This window comes from Olegusella sp. (assembly GCF_057238325.1).
The window spans coordinates 20,306-44,581 of the sequence record NZ_DBHHGF010000005.1 but is presented as its reverse complement, the minus strand read 5'-3'; the positions used below and the strand labels follow the sequence as shown (position 1 = coordinate 44,581).

Below are 24,276 nucleotides of genomic sequence, written 5' to 3'. Positions count from 1 at the left end.
CTCGCCGAGGCAAGCAATTGCTAAGCAAAAGAATTACTCTCATCATAATAAAAGCGGAGCCACACAAGGCGACTCCGCTTAAACGAACTATGTATCCGAGCAAACTGGACAAAACGCGAGCTTACTCAGCCTCGGTAGCCTCGACTTCAGCCTCAACAGCCTCGGGCTCCTGCTCCTCGGCGACCTCAGCGGCCTCGGGGTTCTCAAGCGGCGTCACGTCAACCTCAAAGCCGAGAGTCTCAGCAGCGGACTTCATCGACAGGGAGATACGACGACGGTCGAGGTCGATCTCCATGACCTTGACCTGGACCTTGGTACCAACGCTGCAAACCTGGCTGGGCTGATCGACGTGCTGGCGTGCCATCTCGGAGATGTGCACGAGACCCTCGACACCGTCGCCCAAGTCGACAAAGGCACCAAAAGAGACGAGCTTGGTAACAACGCCCTCGATGATAGCGCCCACGGGGTACTTCTTGACGAGAACACGCCAAGGATCCTCGGTGGTCTGCTTGAGACCCAAGGAGATACGCTCGCGGTTGAGATCAACGTCAAGGACCTGAACCTCAATCTCCTGACCAACCTTAACAACCTCGGAGGGGTGGTTAACGTGGTTCCAAGAGAGCTCAGAGATGTGAACCAGACCGTCGATACCGCCAAGGTCGACAAAAGCACCAAAGTCGACGATGGAAGAAACCTGACCCTTGAGGTGCATGCCAGGCTTGAGCTTGGAGAGAATGTCGGAACGCTCGGCCTTACGAGCCTCCTCAAGAACAACACGGCGAGAAAGGACAACGTTGTTGCGGTTACGGTCCATCTCGATGACACGAGCCTCAATACGAGTGCCCATAAATGCTGCAAGATCCTTGACGCGACGAAGGTCAACAAGAGAAGCAGGCAGGAAGCCGCGCAGGCCAATGTCAAGGATAAGACCACCCTTAACGACCTCGATAACTTCGCCTTCGACGTTCTCGTTGGCGTTGAACTTCTCCTCAACGCTATTCCAAGCACGTTCGTACTCAGCACGCTTCTTGGAGAGAATCAGACGGCCTTCCTTGTCCTCCTTCTGGAGAACCAAAGCCTCAATCTGATCGCCAAGGTGCACGATCTCGGAAGGATCAACATCCTTACGGATGGAGAGCTCACGAGAAGGAATAACGCCCTCGCTCTTGAAGCCAATGTCCAGCAGAACCTCATCATGCTCAATCTTGACGACGGTACCAGTGACCAAGTCGCCCTCATCAAAGGCAGTAATGGTGCCGTCAATGAGCTTGTTCATCTCCTCGTCGGATACTTCATCCAACGCAAAGACGGACGAGTTTTGAATCTCACTCAAAGGTGGACCCCTTTCGAACAACGGGGCCCCGATCGCGGTGATCGCTGCCGTAGGGCGCTGTCTAACGTACGATGGGCGCCGCAACGCACCCGCTCGCCGTGCAACCTCGCACGTGTGGAAACTGACCTTGCTATCGGGGGCCAACAGATACAGTGTGTGGGCAGAACTCACACAAAGCATAGATTACCCTGTAACGGCGGTTAATTTCAAGCAGAAAGCCATAAGTTTCATGCACTTTTTTGCAGAAAACATAGTTTGGCTTAATCAGCGAAACCTTTGTCGATAAGAAGGGGGCCCAACTCACCATCTGCCGCCTTGGTTGCCAGTTCATCACAGCGCTCATTAAGCTCGTGACCTGCATGTCCTTTGACCCATATGAAGCTCACTTTGTGGGGCTGCTTTGCTTGTAGGAGGCGTTTCCAAAGATCGGGATTTTTGACAGGCTGCTTTGAGGCGGTTTTCCAACCGCGAGATTTCCAGCCGTCTACCCAATGCTTGTTAAAAGCGTTAACAACATATTGGGAGTCGGAATGCAGCTCTACTTCACAAGGCTTTTTAAGCGCCTCAAGACCCGCAATGACCGCCATAAGCTCCATACGATTGTTGGTTGTACGCTGATAACCCGCAGATAACTCGCGACGATGCTCTACACCCTGCTTATCTATATATATGAGCACTGCACCATAGCCACCAGGGCCTGGATTGCCCCGACTTGATCCATCGGTATATATCGTCACGCGCATCTACGCCCTCCTTTTTTGCTCTCCCTAGTCTATAGGTAAATGGAACTTCCACACATCTCATGCCGCCCTCATGCCACCGCTGCCATCGCTTAATGGGGTTCACGATTCTCCCCCGACAGCGGAAAAGGATTCACGATTCATCAGCAGGGCAGGTAACACACCAAAAAAGGCGACCGCCCGAAGGCAGCCACCTCTCATTCCAGCTCATGCAGCGCAAGCGCACCACAATCTACATGCAAACTACTTCTTGAGCGTGCTGTAAGTAAAGAACTTGTAGCCCAGAGGAATGCTGAAGAAGCCCTTGAGGTTCTTGTCAACCATATAGAGGTCAGTGTAGAAGTACAGAGGGCAGATGCAACCAGTAGACATCAGCAAATCTTCGGCCTTGTGCATCATAGCGTAGGCTTTCTTGGTATCGGTCTCAGCCTTTATAGCCTCAATCAGCTTGTCATAGGTCTCAGCCCAAGTACCATTCTCAACCTTGAGGTCGCCGCCCACATCAGTGGTATCAATGCTATAGGCCTTAACGCTCGCGTGAGCTCCCTTACCAAACTGGACGTCGTTGTTACCAGACTGCGTAGTCCACATATCCAAGAAGGTCATCGGGTAGTTGTAGTCTGCCAACCAGCCGTTACGAGCAATACCGTAGTCACCGTTCTTACGGGTATTCAGGAAGGTGTTCCACTCTTGGTTTTCCAGCTTGATATTGATGCCGATACCAGATAGGGCTGCCTGCAGGTACTCACCAATCATCTTGTGAGATTCCTGGGTATTGTACAGATAGGTCAGAGACGGGAAGTCGCTAAAGGTCTTTTGCTTCTCGTCATACTTGTAGTACTTCTTCAGCGTCTCAATAGCGGAATCAAAGTTCTTCTCCAGAGACTTGTCTGAAACATCAATGTAGCCGATATAACCATTCTTCTTTTTGTCACCAGCGTTCTCGTAGAACTGAGAACCGTCAGCATCAGTCATGCCCATAGCAACAAAGGAAGAAGCAGGTACTTGTCCGCCCTGAGCAATATCGTTGATGATGTGGTTGCGGTCAAAGAGCAGAGCGATTGCCTTGCGGATTTCGGCGCGCGCATTCTCGGCCTCGACACCGGTAAGCTTGGTACCAGCAGGAAGAATCTCAAGATTGACGTTCCAGTTGACGTAATAGGTGCCCAGCTGACCATCAACCTTGAACTCATCAGGATACTTATCCTTCAGAGAAGCAATCTCATTAGTGGGAACATCATCGATGAGCTGCCACGTGCCATTCTCAAAGTTGGATAGCATGTTATTGGCATCGTCAGAGAGGTAGAACTGAATCTCCTTCATCGTGACAGCGTCAGCATCGTAGTAATTATCGTTCTTCTGAACAGTAATGACCGAGTTGTGATCCCACGCGGTCATCTTGTAGGCGCCATTGCTGATGTAGGTCGAAGGATCAGTCGCCCACTTATCGCTCTTAACGATGTCCTCACGAACAGGGAAGAAGGTCGGGAAGGCAAGTAGCTCATTCCAGTAAGGCTCGCAGCTCTTGGACGCAACAACTACGAGAGTTTTGTCATCCTTGGCAGTGACATTGAGCTTGGCGTCAGGATTCACAAACTCGAGAACAGGTTCGTCCTCACCAGTCTCTTCATTCTTCTTGGTCTCGCCTGTCTCCTTGGACTCCCACATTGCGGCATAGCCATCAATCTGGTCAAACATATAGTTATAGTCACCAGATAGTACAGGTCCTGCAGCACGGTTCCAAGAGTAGACAAAATCGTTGGCCGTAAGATCCTTGCCATCGCTCCACTTCAGGCCGTCGCGCAAGGTATAGGTATAGGTGAGCTTTCCATCACCAGTATCTTCACCCTTGGGAAGCTCAGTGACGCAGTCGGGGACAATTTTGAAGCCTTTGCCATCCTTCTCCCACTTTGCAAGACCAGCAAAAAGGTGAGAAATCATCGTAGCGCCGTCAACTGCAGAGTTGAGAGCGGGATCAATGCTGTCAGGCTCGGAAGCCAAGCAAACACTAATGCTGTCAACGGTCTCGCCTGCAGCTGCGGACCCGGCACCAGATCCACCACCGTTGCCGCATGCAGCGAGCATCGAGGTCAGACCAGCCAGACCAACAGTCTTAACAAAATTCCTACGTGTGAGCTGAGACATGCTAACTCCCCCTTTATCGGACCTGAGACTTGATACTGTCCAGCTTCTGATAACAGCGAGCTGTTACCAAGTATTTCAGTGCACTTTTAGTGCAACAGAAACCAAGATGAACCCAAGAATTAATATGCTTAAGAATTAATCTCTTCCACGCGATGACAAGCTACAAAATGACCTGGTTTAACTTCTTTGAATTCAGGCATGGAAGCAGAACAACTCTTATTTGCAAACGGACATCTAGTACGGAACGGACAACCCGACGGCGCATGCAGAGGACTTGGAATATCGCCCTGCAAAGGAATTCGCTTGTTGGCATGAGCAATCTTGGGGTCGGGAATGGGTACTGCAGAAAGCAAAGATTTGCTATAGGGATGCATGGGGTGGTCATAAATCTCAGCAGCATCTGCTAGCTCAACCATCTTGCCCAAATACATAACAGCAATACGGTCGGAAATATGACGCACCACCAGTAGGTCATGAGCAATAAAGAGATAGGTCAGGCCAAGCTCGTCTTGCAACTCGTCAAACATATTGATGACCTGTGCCTGAATGGAGACATCTAGTGCCGAAACGGGCTCGTCACAGACGATAAACTCAGGACCACTTGCCAAAGCGCGCGCAATACCAATACGCTGACGCTGACCACCTGAAAACTCATGGGCATAACGCGAGGCATGCTCGGAGTTGAGACCTACACGATCCATAAGTTCGAGGATGCGATCCATGCGCTCCTTTTTTGAGCTGTACATACCATGTACATCCAGAGGCTCACCGATAATATCGGAAACCGTCATACGAGGATTCAGCGAGGAATAGGGATCTTGAAAGACCATCGTCGTTTTGCGGCGGAACTCTGCCATCTCTTCTTTTGACTTGGAATTGACAGGCTTGCCGTTGTAAATAACCTGACCCGCGGTGGGTTCATATAAGTGCAAAATGGTACGGCCGACGGTAGTTTTGCCACAGCCAGACTCACCTACCAAGCCCAAGGTCTCGCCACGCTTAATCGAAAACGAAACATCGTCGACCGCTTTAAGCGGCGTCGAGCCAAAGAAGCCTGTCTTTACGGGAAAATATTTCTTGAGATTGCGAATTTCAACCAAAGGAGTTTCCTCGTTTGCAGAGGCTTTGATTTCGTCAGCCATCTTATGCCTCGCCTCCTTCCTGAGCACTCACAACAGAAGCAGACTGTTGCTTTTCGTAGAGATCTTTGACATTAAGCCAGCAAGACGCTTTGTGGAATTCATTGATATCCATCGACTCGGCAGGGTGCTTAATGCAAATCTTCATGGCCTTTTCGCAACGAGGGGCAAAAGGACAGCCCTCAGGAAGATTGAGCAGGTCAATCGGGGTACCCGTAATAGGGTGCAACTTTTGGCCCATCGATCCTAAAGTCGGAATAGAGCGAAGCAGGCCACGAGTGTACTCATGACGTGGGTTGTAGAAAATCTCGTCTGCGGTGCCTCGCTCGCAATAAGAGCCCGCATACATAACAACAATCTCATCACACATTTGGGCAACAACACCCAAGTCATGAGTAATCATGATAATTGCCATGCCCATCTCGCGCTGTAGCTTTTGCATCAGCTCGAGAATCTGTGCCTGAATCGTTACGTCAAGCGCCGTAGTTGGCTCATCTGCAATCAAAATATCGGGTTCGCAGGCGAGCGCCATAGCAATCATGACACGCTGCCGCATGCCACCCGAAAACTCGTGTGGGTACTGCTTCATACGCTTTGCAGGCTCATTGACGTTAACTAAGCTCAGCATCTCAATGGCACGCGCCTCTGCTTGTTCGCGCGTACGATCGGTATGCAAAAGAATGGCTTCCATTAACTGGTGACCAATGGTCAGGGTGGGATTCAAAGAGGTCATCGGATCCTGGAAGATAATTGAGACTTTGTTGCCACGCACATTTCGCATGACCTGCTCACCCGCACCCACTAGCTCTTGGCCGTCAAGCTTGATAGAGCCACTGACAATTTTTCCCGTAGGGGCCAAGATTTGCATGATGGAGTATGCGGTTACCGACTTACCCGAGCCGGACTCGCCTACAATGCCCAACACCTTGCCGTGATCGAGGTTGAAGTTTACACCGTTAACTGCTTTTACCTCACCTGCATCCGTAAAGAAGGATGTATGCAAATCCTTTACTTCAAGAAGCGCCATCTAAATCCCCTCCCTTCCTAGTTGTTAAGCTTGGGATCGAATGCGTCACGCAAACCATCGCCAAAGAGGTTAAGACCCAAGACGATAAGAGAAATGGCAAGAGCCGGAATTGCCAAACGCGAGGGATAGCTTGAAATACCGTTAAGAGCATCAGAAGCAAGGGATCCCAGCGAAGGCATAGGAGCGTTGACACCCAAGCCCAAGAAAGACAGGAAGCTCTCCGTAAAGATGGCAGAGGGAATTTGCAGTGCTGTCGAAATGATAATGATAGAAATGCAGTTGGGAATCAGGTGCTTGGTAATAATCCACTTTGCCTTAGCACCTGCCGCCTGAGCTGCAAGAACATATTCCTGCTCACGCAAAGACAAAATCTGGCCACGGATGAGACGTGCCATCGAGCACCAATACAACAAAGCAAAAATGATAAACAGCGACAAAATATTCGAACCAATTTTTGCAAACACCGTACCCTCAAAGGCACTACCCAAACTTGCTCGCATAACTGAGGCCAACAAGATAACCATCAACATATCGGGCAGGGAGTAGATGATGTCAACGATACGCATGATTGCCATGTCGACACGACCACCCGCAAAACCTGCGATGGAACCCATGGTCAGACCCACAATCAACACGATGATGGAGGCAAAGAAACCTACTGCCAACGAGATGCGGGTACCGTAAACTACACGAATGAAGTAGTCACGACCAGAGGCGTCAGTACCAAAAATATGTGGAAAGACAAATTGCCCGTCTTCCATCATTTGCTGTTCGCTGCGGGAATACTCCATCGGAGCCAAATTGTTATAAGAAGCATCAACAGGTTTACCCGGCTGAACACCCAGCTGCACATCATAGGAATATGGCCACACAATCGGCAGCACGATAGCCGAGATGACAATCAACACAATGACTACCAAGCTAGTAAAGGCAACCTTGTTTTTGTAAAAACGCTTGCAACCATCACGGAAGAAGGTCGAGCTGGCGCGCATTTGCACCATGTAGGACTTTTCTTCCTCAGATGCAGGAAGAAAATCGTCCATGTCAACCTGCATACTCAGGGGATTCTTGTTCATCATCGCTCCTAATCCAGGCTGATGCGCGGATCAACCACGCGATACAAAATGTCACTTACAAGGTTCATAACCACAATGAGTGTGGCGAGAATAATTGTGGTACCCATGATGAGCGGGTAATCACGACCAGTGATTGAGTTAACAAATGCACGACCAATGCCAGGCACCGCAAAAATCTGCTCAACAACCAGCGAACCTGTAGTGATGTAGGCAAGTTCGGGCCCCAGATACGTAATAACGGGAATCAAGGAATTCTTCAGAGCATGTTTAAGAATAATGTTGCGCTGAGAAACGCCTTTTGCCTTGGCAGTGCGAATGTAGTCCTGTCCCAATACATCAAGCATTGAGGAGCGCGTCAAACGCGTAATATATGCCATCGGATAAAGCGCCAAGGTCACAATGGGCAGTATCAGGCCACCTTTGGCTGCACCGTTTGCTGGTAGCACATGCAGTTCAATGGCAAAAAGTAATAAGAACAGCGTGCCCATAATAAATGACGGCATCGATACAAACGCTGTCGTGATAACCATGATGATCTTATCAGCGACAGTATTGCGCCTCAGTGCAGCAAGAGCGCCAAGCAAAACGCCTGATGCTGTAGCGATAATCAGCGCAATAACACCAAGCTTTGCTGAAGTCTTCATGCCATCGGCAACAATAGTGGTTACTTCACGACCGCGCTGTTTGAGCGAGGGACCAAAGTCAAAGTGTGCAGCACCACCTAGGTAGGTGAGATACTGCTCAAACAAGGGCTTGTCGAGACCAAATTTCTCTTCAAGTGCTGCTTTTGCAGCAGGCGTAACTGCCTTCTCACTCGCAAAGGGTCCACCTGGTACAGAGTGCATTACAAAAAAAGTGATTGTAATGACTGCCCAGATTGTGACAAAAGCAAAGAGGACCCTCTTAATGATGTAGGCAACTTCTTTTGAGTTCATAAAGCTCTCCTGTCGCCGGATACAAATCCCCAGTTCGCATCAAAAATTTGTGGAATAACGCAGACTCGTCTAAACAAAACTTAAATTATCTTTGCTAACCCACATTGCGGATGGATTACAGGGGGGTTTCATTTAGGGGGCTCGAAGGTTTAGCAAAGATGAACAGCAAGCTCCTAGTACGCAGAAGAAAATTTCATAAATTTGCTGCAGAAATTTCAAACATGATAAAATATCGAATGCTGTGCTGCGTGCCCATTGTCTATGAGGTACCCTATTACCCCACTGTTTAATTGGCATGCCTAGCTGCGTTATACAGCAGACTGCTCGTCTGGGTCTTCTGTATGTACGCATAATGCAAGAAGGGGCAGCAGTTAACAAGTAACTGTACGTCTCCCGCATCAAACACGATGCGGACTGGAATGGGGAGCGTTCATGGCGCGATTCGTCGGATACGTCGTTAAGCGAGTTTTGAACTACATAGTTATGATTTTTGTAGCAACCTCGCTCACTTACTTTCTGGCCTCAGCTTTTATGAGTCCACGTTCTAATTATGAGTCTCGTACTCCACGTCCCCCACAAGAATCCATCGAGTGGGCGCTTGATGCTGCCAACCTCAACGATAAGACGCCTATCATGGAGCGCTATCAAAAGTGGATTGGCGACATCCTCACCAAGGGTGACTTTGGCAAGACTCCTACGGGCGCTTCGGTTAACCACGAAATCTCTTCCCGCATTGGCGCTTCTGTCCAGCTCATGCTACTTGCTACCATTATTTCTATCGTGGTCGGCGTGAGCCTAGGTGTCTACACCGCTCAACGCCAATATCAATGGCAAGACCGTTTTTGGAGCGGTGTCGCCTCGCTGTTTATGGTTATCCCAACTGTTGTTTTGGCAATTCTGATTGTATTTTTTGCAATCGAGGTCAATACCGCGACTGGCACACGCATCTTCTATGTAACGGGACTTTCCAGCTATAGCGGTTCCAACTTCTTTATTGGTTTGCTCGACTTCCTCCAGCACATTTTGCTGCCAACCATCGTGCTTACTATTATCAGTGCCGTTGGTTATCACTTGGGTCAGCGTACATATCTACTTGACGAAATGCATGCTGACTATGTGCGCACTGCTCGTGCAAAAGGTCTCACAAAAAAGCAGGCTATTCGCAAGCACGCTCTTCGTGCATCTTTGATTCCTACTGCCGTATCTGTAGCCTTCTCCATCGCTGGCATCTTTACTGGTGCCGTTATGACCGAGAAGATTTTTGCTATCCACGGCCTTGGTGAATACTTCATCAACTGCATCAACAATAACAATATTCATGGTGCGGTTGCTGTTGCCGCCTTCAGTGGTGCTTGTACGCTCGTCGGTGCTCTGCTTGCCGACCTCTTTGCTGCAGCACTCGATCCTCGAATCAAGATGAGCTAAGGAGAGCACGATGTCTGAAGAAAAAAGACAGGTTGCGTCCCCTGAAAATACGGACGCAAAAACTGACGAAACCCACCTCACCAACGCAGAGCTCGAGCTTTTGGCTGACGAGCTAGGTAGCTCCGGCGGCGAGGTCAAACGCATTGGCTATTTTTCGCTTATTGGCCGCCGTTTTGTGCGCCAGCGCAGCGCTATGGTGGGTCTTGTTATCCTGATTATTTTGATTATTCTCGCTATTTTTGGGCCATATATGACGCCCTTTACCTATACCGATCCCGATTTCACGGCACTCAATGTGCCCCCCAATGCGACGCACTGGTTTGGTACCGACGGCGGTGGTTTTGATCTCTTTGCCAGCGTTGTCCATGGTTTGGGCCGTTCTTTGGCAATTGGCATTATTTATTCTGTGCTGACCACCATCATCGCTGCAATTGTTGGCACCTCTATTGCCTATGTCCGCGGCGTTCCTGAGAAAATCGGCATGTGGTTCCTCGACATGCTACTCATCATCCCAAGCTTTTTGCTTGTAGCTATGGTGGTCCGTGCCTCCAGTGGTACTGAGGGCTGGTGGATGCTGATTGTGGGCCTGACTGCCTTTGGTTGGATTGGCTACGCCCGTACCCTGCGTACCATGGCGCTTTCTCTGCGTGAACGCGACTATGTTCGCGCCGCAAAATACATGGGTGTCTCCCCTATCAAGACCATTATTCGTCACCTCATCCCCAACCTTGGCTCCATCTTGATTTTGGACACGGTATTGGGTGTTATTGGCGGTATTAACTCCGAGACCGCATATAGCTTCTTGGGTCTAGGCATCAAGGCTCCCGATACATCCTTGGGCTACCTTTTGAGCCAGGGCTCATCTGCCATGCTTTCTGCCCCTTGGGTTATTCTCATTCCCTCTATCGTTTTGATTGTGCTCTGCGTCAGTATGCAGCTCATCGGCGATGGTCTGCGCGATGCAATCGATCCGTATTCCCGCGCTGCCGGCACTGTAGAAGATGACGCCGAAGAGGATGCAGCTACTACCGAGACCGCTAAGGCTTAAAGACAATTCACGATTTAACGTCTTGGGTATGGCGCGCTCACCTGCGAGCGCACAACAAATGAAAGTGACGGAGCTACAAAATGGCCGAAACGACAAGTACAAGCACGCAGACCTCTTGGGTCGCCAAGGACGATACCCTGCGCTATGAGCTGCTTGAAAATAACGGACCCAAGGGCGCCCCTCAGGGCGACCCTATCATGAGTATTCGCAACCTCAAGGTGTCTTTTGCAACCGAGGCAGGCCGAGTCGACGCCGTACGTGGTGTTAACTTTGACCTTTGGCGCGGGCGCACCTTGGGCATTGTAGGCGAGTCGGGTTCAGGCAAGTCGGTAACTGCTCTTTCTTTGATTGGCCTTCTTGATGACAATGCTCATGTCACTGGTTCGGTCAAATTTGATGGAGAAGAGCTGGTAGGCAAGACGGACGAGGAGATGGCAGCCTTCCGCGGCAAATCCATCTCAATGATTTTCCAAGACCCTCTGTCTGCCTTGACACCTATGTTTAGTATTGGTGATCAGCTAGCAGAAACTTTGCTAATTCATAACCCCAATATGACCAATCAGCAGCTACATGATCGCTGCATCGAACTGCTTACCATGGTTGGTATTACCAACCCTGAGGATCGTCTGGACGCCTATCCTCACGAGTTTTCTGGCGGTATGCGTCAGCGCGTTGTTATTGCCATTGCTATTGCTAATGACCCTGATGTCATCATTGCAGACGAGCCTACCACAGCACTCGACGTAACCATTCAGGCACAGATTTTAGATGTACTCGCCGTAGCCCAACGTGAGACGGGCGCCGCTGTTGTCCTAATTACCCACGACTTGGGTGTTATCGCGGGCACCGCAGACGATGTCTTGGTTATGTATGCTGGTCGTGCTGTCGAGCGCGCCAGTATCGATACGATCTTTGACCAGCCTTCTCATCCTTACACCATGGGCCTTTTGGGTGCTGTTCCCAAACCCCACATGGCGGCTGAGCATCGTCTGGTTCCCATCAAGGGCAATCCCCCTTCACTGGCCGCTATTCCCAAGGGTTGCCCCTTCTCACCGCGTTGCCCCATGGCAAGCGGATCATGCTTTGAGATTGAGCCAACTCTTGATCCTTTTAATGCTGCCGAAGGCCACCTTGTAAGCTGTCACAAGCTCGCAACCATCCGCGATCGCCACTTAAACTTCCAGGATGTATATCCCGAGCTTGAGCCCTTGCCTGCCAAGTGGGCCGAAGTACCTCGCGATCAGCGACCCATTGTCCTTGAGGTTAAGGATTTGGTAAAGACTTTCCCTGTTCAGGGCAAGGGTTTAATTCGTCGTGACAAGGGTACGATGACCGCTGTTGACCATGTCTCTTTCAAGCTCCATGAGGGTGAGACACTGGCATTGGTTGGCGAGTCTGGCTCGGGTAAGTCCACCACCCTGATGCAGATCATGGATCTCGTTAAACCTGAAAGCGGCAGCATTACTGTACTGGGCAAGGATATTGCAACCCTTAAAAACAACCGCGAGCGTCGCGAGCTTAGGCGTGATTTGCAAGTTATCTTCCAAGATCCCATGAGCTCGCTTGACCCTCGTATGCCCATCTATGATGTGCTGGCAGAACCCCTACGTGCGCAAAAGTGGGCACCCAAGGATATAAATAAACGTATCGGTGAACTGATGCATCTTGTCGGTATCAATCCCGACTATGTTGACCGCTTCCCCTCTCAGTTCTCAGGTGGGCAACGTCAGCGTATTGCTATTGCACGTGCCCTTGCTACCAGCCCCAAGATTTTGCTGCTTGATGAGCCTATTGCCTCCTTGGATGTCTCCATTCAGGCAGGTATCATCAACCTGCTTGAAGATCTGCAGGTACAGCTCAAGATTTCTTATCTCTTTGTTGCCCATGACCTGGCAGTTATTCGCCACATCTCCGACAGTGTTGCCGTTATGCACCTAGGCAAGATTGTCGAGCAGGGAGATACTGAGGAAGTCTTTACCAATCCGCAAGATCCCTACACTCAGGCTCTGCTTTCTGCTATCCCCATTCCTGACCCCAAGATTGAACGCACGCGCGAGCGCATGGTCTATCAGGATGGCAAGTTGGTTTCCTCCTCTAGTCTCCTTTCTGGCCATAAGGGTTAAGCATAGCTTCATTGCAAATAAACAAGCTGAAAGTGATTCGCAATTTGCGGGTCACTTTTTTGTATGTACAGGACATTCTTGGCATTATGTAACAGACTAGAAACGTCTATCCACAGATATGCCACCACTTTTTATGTGATTTCTAATAGGATATTGCGGAGCACCAAAAGGTGCTTTTTCAGCACCAGTTACCTGTTCGCTGACATTTTGGAGGAAACATGGCACTTTCTCGTCGTTCGTTCTTGGGTATGGCAGGCACTGCTGCCACCATCGCCGGACTTGGTCTGGCTGGCTGCGGCAAGTCTGGCAACAGCGGCGCTGGCTCTAACGCAGGCGACGCAGGCATCGAGCCCCAGAACGGCTCTCCCGCAACCACCCCGCTTGATAAGCTTCCCATCCCTGAGAAGGGCAAGATCTACAACAACCCGCTCGAGCGCGATGCAATCAAGGACGGCGGCACCCTCGTGCTCCCCGTTACCGAGATTGGCCCGGATTTCAACTACTTCAGCGTAAATGGCAACACCACCTACATAAGGTGGTTCTGGAGCCTTTACAACCAGGCTGCAGTTCTTTATGACTGCGATCCTACTGCAAAGGAATTCAAGCCCAACCCCAACTTTGTTGAGTCCAGCTCTGTTGAAGATAAGGACAGTAAGCAGGTTGTAACCATCAATCTCGCCGAGAAGGCAGTCTTTAACGATGGCACCCCCATCGATTGGACCGCTATTAAGGCCCTGTGGACCTGCATGAATGGCCAAAACAAGGACTTTACTCCTTCTAGTACCGACGGCTTTGATCAGATTTCAAGCGTCGAGAAGGGTGAGAATGACAAGCAGGCTATCATCACCTTTGATAAACCTTACTACCCCTATGAGGCTCTGATGGGTGCTCTACATCCCGCAGCTGCTGATCCTAAGGTCTTCAACGAAGGATGGGTCAACAACTGGCACAACGAGTGGGGCTGCGGTCCTTTCGTCATCGACAAGGCCGACGAGACTGAAATTACCTTTGTACGCAATGACAAATGGTGGGGCGATGAGGCTAAACTCGAGTCCATCACCTTCAAGCAGATGGACGCTCAGGCAATGTTCAACGCCTTCAAGAATGGTGAGATTGACGCAACTGAAGCTGGTCAAAGCGGTACTGCCGAGATGCTCTCCAACTTCTTGGGTATGGAAAACACCGAAGTACGTCGTGGCGACTCCCCCAGCATTGCTTGCATCGAGGTCAACGCTTCCCGTGAGGGCCTCAAGGACATTGCAGTCCGCAAGGCTTTCGCCCAATGCATCAACACCGAGACCATCTTGGGCATCGTCTATCAGGGCGTTAACTGGTCTGAGAAGCGCTTGGGCTCGCTGATTATTCTGCCTTGGATGGACGGCTATGAGAGCAACCTGCCCAAGGATGTCACTGATCCCAAGCCTGGCGACGAGCAGATTGCTGCCGCCAAGAAGACCCTTGAGGATGCTGGCTACACCATGGGCAAGGACGGTTACTACGAGAAGGACGGCAAGCAGGTCGCCTTTACCTTTACCGCCATTGGTGACTCCAACACCGTCAAGAATCGTGCAGCCGCTATCCAGAAGATGGCTAAGGATGCTGGCATGAAGATTGACATCGACAACAAGCCTAGTTCTGAGTTCTCCAAGACTCTGACCGGCGGCAACTGGGATACCTTCCTCCTTGGTTGGAACTCCAGCTATGCTTCCTACAACAACGGTAAGCAGATCTTTGGCATCGACAGCTTCTCCAACTTCACGCACACTGGCTCCAAGGAGCTCGACGAGAAGTTTGTCGCTGTCACCGGCATCTCCGATCACGCTGAGCAGATGAAGGCCTTCAACGAGGCTGAGAAAGAAGCTCTCGCTTCTTACGCATTCATCCCTCTGTACGCTGGTGCAGACTGCATGCTCTGCAAGGCTGGTCTTGCCAACTGGGGCCCCGCTCTGCTCTCCGGCATCCAGGCCGAGAACATCGGTTGGGCAAAGTAAGCTCGTCTTACGCCAAATAAGCGCGGCTGAGAGCCTCCTTCGGGAGGCTCTCTTTTTATTGCCGCGAGATTCACGATATGTTGCGAGTCATCTCAAGCCTCGCCCCGCCCTGCTTGCCAAACGCCACATGTCGTTTCATGCCCAAGCGCCAAAAGCCACGTTCTATTTCACTTTTTTTGCCAAAAGCCACATTGCATTTCACGCGAAAAAAATCTACCTGCACAAATGTTGATGGCAATGAAGAGATCTGTGACTTCTGACATTTTTTTGAAGTAATCCGTGGCTTTTGGCACATAGAGCTGCGTCATTTGAAATGATATGTGGCTTTTGGCAAACAAGGCCGTGTTGGTTGAAAGAATGTGTGGCGTTTGGCAAATAGGGCCGCGCTGGATGAAATGATCGGTATTTTGGCAAGCAAAGCAGCGAGGGGATGAAATAACCGGTAGCATTTGACATGGCGCAGTGGCGCAAGGCATGAAAAACCCGCAGGGGAAACTGCGGGTTTGGACGTACGCGATGTAAGCAGGGCTTAGATGGTGCCAAGAGGGAAAGTCAGGGCCATAATCACGATGCACAAACCAAAGACCACCGCAGAAATAACAGTCAAACGGTCAAGATTCTTTTCCCAAACAGCAGAGCCAGCAGCGGAATTGTACATGGAGCTAGCAATCATGTCAGAGACGCCTGTTCCTTTGCCAGAGTGCATCAGGATAAGCAACCCCGTGAACAAACCAGAAGCAATAAGCAGAACAACAAGGATGATATTAAGCACGTTCACAAAAGACTCCTTCACGCGGTAGACACAACCGCATACCAACTCCAAGACGGATAGCATAGAATTCTAGCAGAATAGCATCTATTAGTGCTTGCCACATCGTTTCAAGACTAAGGATACATATGGCTTATTCAGCAGCAATTTTTGATATGGATGGCACCATCTTGAATACCCTTGAGGACCTCTGGTCCTCGGTTAACTATGCCCTCGAGCTCCACGGCATGCCCAAAAAAAGTCATGAAGAAACTCGCCGCAATCTAGGTAATGGTATGGAGTTTCTCATTGGACATTCGGTACCCGCACATACGCCTGAGTCGCTAACACAGCAAATCCTAGCAGAGTTCAAAGCTTATTATGCAGATCACTGCGCACAGGCAACTGCCCCCTATCCAGGTATATATGAGCTGCTCGATGCCTTACACGCGCAAAATATTCGCTGCGCTGTGGTTTCTAACAAGGGCGATTTCGCTGTTCAGGAACTTGTGAAGCAGTATTTCCCTGGTAGGTTTGATATTGCCGTCGGTGAGCGCGAAAGCGTGCGGCGCAAACCCGCTCCCGACATGGTACAAGCAGCGCTCAAAAGCTTTGGACTCGCACCAGCTGATTGTGTCTACATTGGCGACTCAGAAGTTGACATCGATACCGCTCACAATACTGGCTGTGACTGTATTGTGGTGGGTTGGGGCTTCCGTGACCATGACTTTTTGCTTGAGCATGGAGCGCCACGTATTGTCAATGACACAACAGCACTGCTGCAGACAATCCTAAGCTAGTTGAAACTCAAAGCAACGATGAAGCATAATATGCTTGGCACACGCCGCAGGCAGACGCGATTTGCTTATCCTACAAAACGCATAAGCAAAAAAGAAACCAACAAATTCTTGATATTCACAATGCCTTCAAAGCATGCTCACCAAGGCATCATTTATGCTTATTTTTTTGGGCAATCAACTGCGGATTTTGTATTTTTTCCTCAGAAAATCCCGCGAATACAACGCTTACCTATCGGTAAATGGCTGTGCGTATAAAAACAGTAATTTCGGGCTACTATTGGATTATGGAAGCATCGCTCATCCGAGGAAAGGTGGCACACATGGGCAAGAAAGCTGCTGAGGCACTCGAGATTAATTACGACGAGCTCGCCGACTATCTGCACTGCAATCACTCAGTGTATATGAAGGTCGACGGCAATGTCTATTACCTGACCGACGTTAACTTCGAGGCGTGGCGTGCACAGGACACCAGCAGGCGTAATAGCAAGAATCACTTTGTAGATTGCAGTCCTTTGGTTCCTACGGTCGACGAGTTCTTGGCTCTTCCCTTCATCCACGGCAAAACCATCAAGGATGTCTTCTCCGACTCCAAGTTCTACGCATCTATTTCTGGTGAGAAGAGCGCGTAAGCAAAGCCGATCGTAGTTTTGTACGAAGTTCTAAAACGACTCGGGGTCCGCTGGCGTAAGTCAGCGGACCTTAGTCATAAGAGCAGAACAAAAATGCAAGCAAAGCCATGCATACAGAACAAAAAGTGTGTCTGATTATGCGTCATACATAGAGCCTGAGATGACCCCAGACACAGCCTTAAGTTGTTAAGAAGCAGGCCACAACAACCCTCAACGCGCTACGTGTTACGGCGCAAAGCTGCAACGGGTCGAAAACGGTTCACGATTCATCAGCTCCATCGGAATTCGGTTCACGATTCATCATTGACCAAAAAATTTTCCAGGCCTTTTGTGAAGCCAAACGTGGAAAAGGAACCCTTTCCGAGTGGGATGATGAAAGAGGAACCCTCTTCCCAAATGGGGCAGTGAATGAGGAGCTTTAGAGGCGATGCACGATGAACCCCTTTCCCCGCACTGCCAAAATTTCGATAGATGGTTCGTTTCGATAGATGGTTCATCCTTCAGACTTGCGAAAAAAATGACCAGCGGTTTTACGTTTGCTCACTTCGAAGGATGAACCATTTGCGGTTGATATTTGTGGCTTGTGTTTGTGGTGTGTATCCCACCCGTATTCCAAATAGCGAAACTTGCATGTGTTGGAAAGCATCTTTTCCTCTACCACTTATCGGTTGCACGCCTGCGTATGTGTCAGACCACGGCATTTCCCTATACGCTCAGAGCCGAAAAGAGGCGCTGACCTATGTCAACGCCTCTAAAATCAGGCACACTTTTATCCTATAAGCTCTGTGCCATATATCCCAGAGCACGTTAAACATAAGCTCTGCTTGGTTATACCTATTTGCGCAAATTACTTACTCAGAATCAAAATCAGCCGTAAGGCTCTCCAGTTGATCGAGGTATTCATTTTCGGTAGCAAACTTGTGTGGCGACCTCTTGGCATAACGCTTAACTGCAGAGGCTGACTTCTTGATCTGTACTAAAGTACCAGCACCAGCCACACAGCCACCAGGACAGGCCATACCCTCCAATAGATAGCCGGGATATTTGCCTTTGATGGCATCTTTCATCATTTGGCGGCACTCATCAAGACCCTCAGCATTTGCGATGGGCACCTCACGGTCAGGGTACTTCTCATGAATTGCATTGACAACCGCGTTTGCCACACCACCTGCGACCGCAAAGCCACGACCGTCGGCGCTCGCAACATCAAAATCGCTCTTATTGTCATCATGCAATCTGAGGTAATCGATATCCTTGGCTTCCATCATGCCTGCCATTTCCTCAAAGGTCAACACAAAGTCAACCTCAGAGCGAACAGACTTGCGAAGCGCTTCGCCCTTCTTTGCTGCACAAGGCCCTACAAAAACTATCTTTGCATTGGGATGCTGGCTACGAATCATACGCGCTGTCAAAACCATCGGAGTCAGCGCCATTGAAATAGCTTCCTTGTGCTCGGGGAATTCCTTCTTTGCCATAGAAGCCCATGCAGGACAACAAGATGTGCCCATAAACGGCAGCTTATCAGGTACCTCGGAAAGGTAATCCTCGGCTTCCTGTACCGTGCAGAGGTCGGCACCCAAAGCGACTTCTTCAACACCCGAGAAGCCTAATAACTTGAAAGCTTCACGCAGCTTGCCAACATTGCCTTTACCACCAAATTGGCCAACAAAGGCAGGCGCAACCGCAGCGATCACTTCTTCTCCCTGAAGAATGGAGAATATAACCTGCGCAATCTGACTCTTATCGGCAATAGCGCCAAAGGGGCAGTTAATGAGGCACTGGCCGCAAGAAACGCATTTTTCATAATCAATTTCAGCACGTCCATGCTCATCAGAACCAATGCAGTGCATGCCGCAGGCATCAGCACAGGGACGCACGTGATGATGAATTGCGTGGTAAGGACAAATCTGAGCGCAACGGCCACACTTGATGCAAAGGTCTTGATCGATAACCGCGCGCTTGTTGTGAAACGAAATCGCCTGCTTGGGACAAATCTCACGGCAAGGATGCGCAAGGCAGCCCTGACAGCTGTTGGTGACTTCATACACATTGTCTTTGCAAGCATTGCAGGCAAACTTGATAACGTTAATCAGTGGCGGCTTATAGTAGTCCAAACCGTTCGTTGTAGCTTCTTTGATTCCCTCAGAAACACGACGGGGCTTGTCAACACCTTGCAAAGGCAGGCCCAAAGCTAGACGAATGCGCTCGGAAATAATAGCACGCTCAAGAAAAACTGACTCACGATAGGTAGCTACATCACCAGGCAAAATCTTGTACGGCAGATTTTCAAATGCATCATCAAAATATTCATCACCACTTTCGGGATGACTCGGGATGCTATAGCAAATCTTTGCGACTTCGCGGAACACATCACGCCTAATTTTAGTTAGGTTGGTGTACACGCCACGCATGGTATCAGCCATGGTTGCCTCTCTCTTTTGCCGTATTTCTCCCCCAATTCTTAAAGCCTATTATGACGCAGTAAAGCCCAGCTTGACAAAGCGTTTTGGAAAGGCGGTTTCGAGCGTTATTTGCTGCTGAGTTACTGGATGCTCAAACTCCTCACGCCAAGCATGCAGCATCAGACCGTCAGGGTGTGGCGCTCCACCATAAAGGCCATCTCCTAGCAAAGGAAATCCCACAGAAGCAAGATGCACTCGAATTTGATGGCGACGTCCAGAGAGCAACTCAAGCTCCAGTAAGCTCAAACCATTGCGGCGTTGAAGTACATGAACACGAGTATGCGCTTCTTTTCCATAGGGATTTATACGCATGCGATGAGCATCATGACGATCGCGACCGATAGCTGCATCTATCTGATGAATATGCAAGGGGAAAACGCCTGAGACCACAGCCAAATAGCTTTTATGCAAAGCACTGCTTGCCACCAGAGTATCAAAGGCAGGTTGGAATTCCTCTGTAAGAGAGAAAATCACAAGTCCCGTCGTTGCCACATCGAGACGCTGAATTGCCTGAGGCCGCACAGCATAACCCTGCGTGTGTAGATATCCTGCAACTCGCTCGCTCAGATTGGGAGCTCCTGTTCCATCTCCATGCACCAATATACCCGCAGGTTTATCGACTGCAAGGAAAAACTCATCCGCCGCAAGCAAAGAAAAGCCTTCCGCTGCAGATGGATTCAGCTGCTGCACTGGTTTAACGGCTAGCTGAAGCGTTACTTCTTCCCAAGCACTGAGCATGCCCTCAGGATGCAGGATCTGCTCTGCCGAACGCAAGCGTCCTTCGGCAAAGATGCGCTGAGTCTGCCGTCTAGAAATGCCTGCTGCCACAAGAAGTTCTCCTGCCAGCATCTCTTTTGTAGGCACAAAGCGTAGCTGCCCTCCACCAGAGATCACATGAAATGCCTGAGTTTTGCTCATTGCAGCTCCTAGATAGGATCTTCTGCCGACCAGCCCTTGCCATCCCTAACTTTGACTTGGAGCAAATCATAAAAGGCCGTAACCATAGACCACGTATGGGGGGAGTTGCGCCATGCGACACAGATGGGATATTTTGCGCCCTCACCAAGGTCTATAAGACGCATACCTGCTTCTGCTGAGTTGGGAAAACTCGTGTGAGCCAGTTCAGATGAGCAAAAACAAGCACCTACCCCACGGTATGCCAGTGCCACCAGGGTTTCAGCATTTTTGGAAATCACACGCACGTCAGGATGAATGTTTTCGCGACGAAAAGCCTGGCGAGGCACCGCCCCTGGTACATCTCCCTCTCCTACCAGCAAAAACGGCAGCTTTTCTAGTGCTTTGAGACCACCGTCCTTCGCCGCCTCTGCCACCACTTCTTCTACGTGACCAGGATAGTAGCGTTCAAGCAAATCTTGACGACAAAGCAGCATAACTGCCTCATCGTACAAATCTCGCACCACCAATCCCTGTGCATCGGGTTCGATTGTTGCCACAACCATATCAACGCGTCCTTCGCGCAACAGCTGTACCAAGTCTTGGTTTTCGCTCTCATACAAGCTGACCGTAATCTGAGGATAGCGACGCTGAAAACTGGCAATAGCACGCGGCATGATAATGTGACCACGCGTAGACGCCACACCAATACGCAAAAGACCACGCTGGTTGCCAGAAATATCGCGAAATTCCTGCTCCATCACGCGACGCTCAGCCTGGAAATGCCGCGCATGTTCAAGAAATTCTTCACCAGCATATGTCAGCGCCAAGGGCACATGGCGATCAACTAATCTCACATGCAACTCGCGCTCAAGACCAGCTATATGAGCAGAAAGCGTCTGCTGAGTTACATTGAGCCGCTCGGCCGCACGAGTAAAGCTAAGTTCTTCTGCAACTGCAATAAAGTAATCAAAGGAGCTAAAGTTCATATCTTCCCTCTCTTAAGTAGGCACATTTCTGAGCTCATACTGAACAATAACTTAACTTTGCTTGGCGCTTTTTGGCGCATTCTGACGTTTTTTTAACACAAATTATATTTGTATATAATACATCTAAATACAGTTGGACTCAATGTTCTAATGCGGCAACAATAACCCTGTGTGTAAGAGTATGAATTGAAGGGGACTTGCCGCATGGCTGAGTACATTACTCTTGGATTGTTCGTCGTAATGCTTTTAGTCACGCTCACTTCAGGTATTCCTCTTGTTGTATCACTCACAATTGGACTCATTATCTTTTTGGCATACGGTCTCTTTCGTGGCAACAGCCCTCGTGCACTTTTTGGCATGATCAAGCAGGGCGTATCCAAGGTTCGCCCCGTACTTCTTCTTTTGCTCATCATTGGAGCCATTACCGCAAGCTGGCGTGCAGCAGGTACTATTCCAGCTATCGTCTGTCTGTCAACCCAGATTATTTCTCCGCAGCTTTGCTTGGTTGCAATTTTTTTGCTCTGCTCAGCAATGTCAACACTCATGGGCACCTCTTTTGGTTCAGCAGCAACAATGGGCGTTATCTGCATGACCATCGCTCATGCTATGGGTGTTAATCCCATGTTTGCTGGCGGTGCAATTTTGGCTGGAGCCTATTGCGGCGACCGTTGCTCCCCTATGTCATCAAGCGCTTTTATCGTAGCAACCATCACTGATACCAACATCTTTGACAATGTTAAACGTATGCTGCGCACAGGCATCGTTCCTTTTGTAGGCAGCTGCGTTCTCTACGTACTGATAGGCATATTTAGTGCAGGCTCGGGCAAGATCCCCAATGTTTCTGCCGCTTTTTCATCAAGTTTTGATATGTCACCTGTAGTCCTGCTTCCTGCTTTTGCTGTTGTTGTGCTTTCTGCTTTTAAGGTGCGCGTACACAAGACCATGCTGGTAAGTCTCGCGTTGGCAAGCATTATCTGCGTCTTTGTCCAGGGTATCCCTGTAGGTGAGCTGCCAGCGCTTTACTTTGATGGCTTCCACTCGATTAATCCTGCCTTGGCACATATGGTTGACGGCGGCGGTATTCACACAATGCTCGAAATTATCGCCATCATCGCTATTGCTGGCAGCTACGCAACCATCTTTGAAGGCACTGGCCTTATTTGCGGTATGCGCGGCATAATTAATAAAATTTCCCAGCGCTATACGCCCTTTGTAAGTGTGCTTATTACCTCGGCGCTGACTGCAATTATTAGCTGCGAGCAGACTTTGGCAGTCATGCTAACCCAGCAGCTTTGCGACGATGTCGAAGGCGATGGCTCTGCTCTGGCACTTGACCTGGAAAACAGCGTTGTGGTGATTTCAGCGCTAGTACCTTGGTCGATTACCTGCGCAGCTATTCTTTCTTTTGTAGGTGCCCCCGCCAGCTGCGTTGTGTGGGCCTTCCTGTTATATCTCATTCCACTGTGGACGCTGCTGCTGTCCTTTAAGTCTCGCAAGGATCCTAACTTCGTTGCCTCGGAAGCGGGACGTTTACTGGGTCTTGCCGAACACGATGATGTCCGCCGTGTCCGTGGCACTATAGATGCTCTTCCGAAGGTCGCATAATAGCGGCGCATTCCACCGCTTTTACGTTGCGCGTCATGTGTCTTTGCGCACATCCTTACGCAAACGGTTCAAAACCGTCGCTCTGCTTCCACAAAAGCACTGCTCACTTTTTTGCTGCGGATGCTTATTGAACCCGTTGTATAGCATTTCTCACAAGCGGTTCAAAAGCGTACCAAATGACTCGAGAAATCCCAGGTAAAAATTGTCGCAAGGGTGCTTTTTGAACCCGATGTGGGTTGAAAGGCGCTTATTGAACCCGACGTGAGAAAAAGGATGTTTACTGCACCAGATTTTAGACATGGGAGCGTAAGGACAGCTCAGCTGGTTCGGGCAAGAAAAGCGGGCAAACTACCTTGGTGTACACCGCCAACCAAGCCATCGAGACGCAAAAGCCAGCCAACACATCAGATGCATAATGCACACCCAAATAAATGCGGCTTACACCCACAGCTAGCACCACGAGCGCAAGTGAGGCTGACCATACCCAACGCATTACGCGATCTTTCTCGTAATGCCATACCAAATAAGCAAGCAGACCATAAAAAGCCATCGCCACCATCGAGTGTCCCGATGGAAAACTATAACCACTCTCCGCCACGAGGCGAAAACCCTCAGGGCGCGGGCGCTGTACCAGCTGTTTAAGCAAAACGTTAAGCAAAGAAGCACCTGCCAAATTGAACAACATGCACCGTCCCGGCTGACGCCCTGGCGCAAAAGCAGACGCAACAATCCATACCACTACTAACACTACTGGCATTGCTAGGCTCGTAATCGTTTGCATAATTGGCGTAAGTAAATCACTCCGCAAATCCTCAACGATATAGTGGTATGCCAGACGATCAAGACGCAATATCTCGCCGCCCCACACATCTTCTAGCAATAGCAAAAAAATTACTACACAGATAGCAAAAATTACTGAGCGCCGGTTTGCCCATGCAAGGCGCCGACCCTTCTCAGCCACTTCTTGGGCTTCTTGTGAAAGCAACTCATTATCCATTCAAAATCTCCGCTCGCCGTTCATTGAGGCGTTAACTATTTTGTCCAATAATTCTTTGCTTATCCTTAACTAAGAATAAAGGCATCGTAACGTCGCAAACTTATGTCCCCTGTGGGCGCTACCATAGAGTACGTACACTGCCAGACATGAACTTTTACAACTCCTCACAA

At 49.7% G+C, this 24,276-nt stretch carries 20 protein-coding genes; 8 read left to right on the top strand and 12 right to left on the bottom strand.

The window, feature by feature from the left end:
- Nucleotides 1-121: 121 nt before the first annotated feature.
- The 7 genes from rpsA to ACO5JD_RS05040 form a co-directional block, all read right to left on the bottom strand.
- Nucleotides 122-1,333 carry a 30S ribosomal protein S1 gene (gene rpsA / locus ACO5JD_RS05070; protein ID WP_484988129.1) on the bottom strand — a complete coding sequence of 404 codons (1,212 nt, stop codon included), beginning with the start codon at nt 1,331-1,333 and terminating at the stop codon, nt 122-124.
- A gap of 260 nt (nt 1,334-1,593) precedes the next feature.
- Complete coding sequence (gene rnhA / locus ACO5JD_RS05065) at nt 1,594-2,076, bottom strand: ribonuclease HI (RefSeq protein ID WP_484988127.1); 483 nt, start codon at nt 2,074-2,076, stop codon at nt 1,594-1,596.
- 240 nt (nt 2,077-2,316) lie between these two features.
- The gene (locus ACO5JD_RS05060; RefSeq protein WP_484988125.1) at nt 2,317-4,218 is read right to left on the bottom strand and encodes a peptide ABC transporter substrate-binding protein; all 1,902 of its coding nucleotides are present in this window, start codon (nt 4,216-4,218) and stop codon (nt 2,317-2,319) included.
- A 128-nt stretch (nt 4,219-4,346) separates the two neighbouring features.
- Nucleotides 4,347-5,360, bottom strand: a complete 1,014-nt coding sequence (locus tag ACO5JD_RS05055; protein WP_021626382.1) for an ABC transporter ATP-binding protein — start codon at nt 5,358-5,360, stop codon at nt 4,347-4,349.
- Nucleotide 5,361: 1 nt separating this feature from the next.
- Complete coding sequence (locus tag ACO5JD_RS05050; protein ID WP_021626383.1) at nt 5,362-6,384, bottom strand: ABC transporter ATP-binding protein; 1,023 nt, start codon at nt 6,382-6,384, stop codon at nt 5,362-5,364.
- A gap of 17 nt (nt 6,385-6,401) precedes the next feature.
- A complete protein-coding gene (locus ACO5JD_RS05045) occupies nt 6,402-7,460 on the bottom strand; it encodes an ABC transporter permease (protein WP_035438701.1) in 1,059 nt (352 codons plus the stop codon).
- Between the two features lie 8 nt (nt 7,461-7,468).
- On the bottom strand, nt 7,469-8,395 hold the full coding sequence (locus tag ACO5JD_RS05040; protein ID WP_484988123.1) for an ABC transporter permease: 927 nt from the start codon (nt 8,393-8,395) through the stop codon (nt 7,469-7,471).
- Between the two features lie 432 nt (nt 8,396-8,827).
- Here ACO5JD_RS05040 and ACO5JD_RS05035 point away from each other — a divergent pair, with 432 nt between their 5' ends.
- From ACO5JD_RS05035 to ACO5JD_RS05020, 4 genes are all read left to right on the top strand, one after another.
- Entirely contained in the window at nt 8,828-9,820 is a 993-nt protein-coding gene (locus ACO5JD_RS05035; protein ID WP_484988121.1) for an ABC transporter permease, read from the top strand.
- A 10-nt stretch (nt 9,821-9,830) separates the two neighbouring features.
- Complete coding sequence (locus ACO5JD_RS05030) at nt 9,831-10,868, top strand: ABC transporter permease (RefSeq protein ID WP_021626389.1); 1,038 nt, start codon at nt 9,831-9,833, stop codon at nt 10,866-10,868.
- A gap of 80 nt (nt 10,869-10,948) precedes the next feature.
- A complete protein-coding gene (locus tag ACO5JD_RS05025) occupies nt 10,949-12,991 on the top strand; it encodes a dipeptide ABC transporter ATP-binding protein (protein WP_484988119.1) in 2,043 nt (680 codons plus the stop codon).
- 218 nt (nt 12,992-13,209) lie between these two features.
- Nucleotides 13,210-14,982, top strand: a complete 1,773-nt coding sequence (locus tag ACO5JD_RS05020) for an ABC transporter family substrate-binding protein (protein WP_484988117.1) — start codon at nt 13,210-13,212, stop codon at nt 14,980-14,982.
- Between the two features lie 529 nt (nt 14,983-15,511).
- Here the strand turns inward: ACO5JD_RS05020 and secG are convergent.
- Entirely contained in the window at nt 15,512-15,760 is a 249-nt protein-coding gene (gene secG / locus ACO5JD_RS05015; RefSeq protein ID WP_035438704.1) for a preprotein translocase subunit SecG, read from the bottom strand.
- Between the two features lie 119 nt (nt 15,761-15,879).
- Here secG and ACO5JD_RS05010 point away from each other — a divergent pair, with 119 nt between their 5' ends.
- The 3 genes from ACO5JD_RS05010 (at nt 15,880) to ACO5JD_RS05000 (ending at nt 17,159) form a co-directional block, all read left to right on the top strand.
- Complete coding sequence (locus ACO5JD_RS05010; protein ID WP_484988115.1) at nt 15,880-16,530, top strand: HAD family hydrolase; 651 nt, start codon at nt 15,880-15,882, stop codon at nt 16,528-16,530.
- Entirely contained in the window at nt 16,531-16,785 is a 255-nt protein-coding gene (locus ACO5JD_RS05005; RefSeq protein ID WP_484988113.1) for a hypothetical protein, read from the top strand.
- 65 nt (nt 16,786-16,850) lie between these two features.
- A complete protein-coding gene (locus ACO5JD_RS05000; RefSeq protein ID WP_035438705.1) occupies nt 16,851-17,159 on the top strand; it encodes a hypothetical protein in 309 nt (102 codons plus the stop codon).
- A gap of 851 nt (nt 17,160-18,010) precedes the next feature.
- Here the strand turns inward: ACO5JD_RS05000 and ACO5JD_RS04995 are convergent.
- Genes ACO5JD_RS04995 through ACO5JD_RS04985 form a run of 3 tightly spaced genes read right to left on the bottom strand, consistent with a single transcriptional unit; the run spans nt 18,011 to nt 21,504 of the window.
- Nucleotides 18,011-19,582 (bottom strand): 4Fe-4S dicluster domain-containing protein, encoded by a 1,572-nt coding sequence (locus tag ACO5JD_RS04995; RefSeq protein WP_021626398.1) that lies wholly within the window; start codon nt 19,580-19,582, stop codon nt 18,011-18,013.
- A gap of 48 nt (nt 19,583-19,630) precedes the next feature.
- A complete protein-coding gene (locus ACO5JD_RS04990) occupies nt 19,631-20,539 on the bottom strand; it encodes an RluA family pseudouridine synthase (RefSeq protein WP_484988111.1) in 909 nt (302 codons plus the stop codon).
- 8 nt (nt 20,540-20,547) lie between these two features.
- Nucleotides 20,548-21,504 (bottom strand): LysR family transcriptional regulator, encoded by a 957-nt coding sequence (locus ACO5JD_RS04985; RefSeq protein ID WP_484988109.1) that lies wholly within the window; start codon nt 21,502-21,504, stop codon nt 20,548-20,550.
- 204 nt (nt 21,505-21,708) lie between these two features.
- Here ACO5JD_RS04985 and ACO5JD_RS04980 point away from each other — a divergent pair, with 204 nt between their 5' ends.
- Entirely contained in the window at nt 21,709-23,109 is a 1,401-nt protein-coding gene (locus ACO5JD_RS04980; RefSeq protein ID WP_484988107.1) for a Na+/H+ antiporter NhaC family protein, read from the top strand.
- Between the two features lie 292 nt (nt 23,110-23,401).
- Here the strand turns inward: ACO5JD_RS04980 and ACO5JD_RS04975 are convergent, their stop codons facing one another.
- Nucleotides 23,402-24,106: a phosphatase PAP2 family protein gene (locus tag ACO5JD_RS04975; protein ID WP_484988105.1), complete on the bottom strand. Its 705-nt coding sequence runs from the start codon at nt 24,104-24,106 to the stop codon at nt 23,402-23,404.
- Nucleotides 24,107-24,276: the final 170 nt, after the last annotated feature.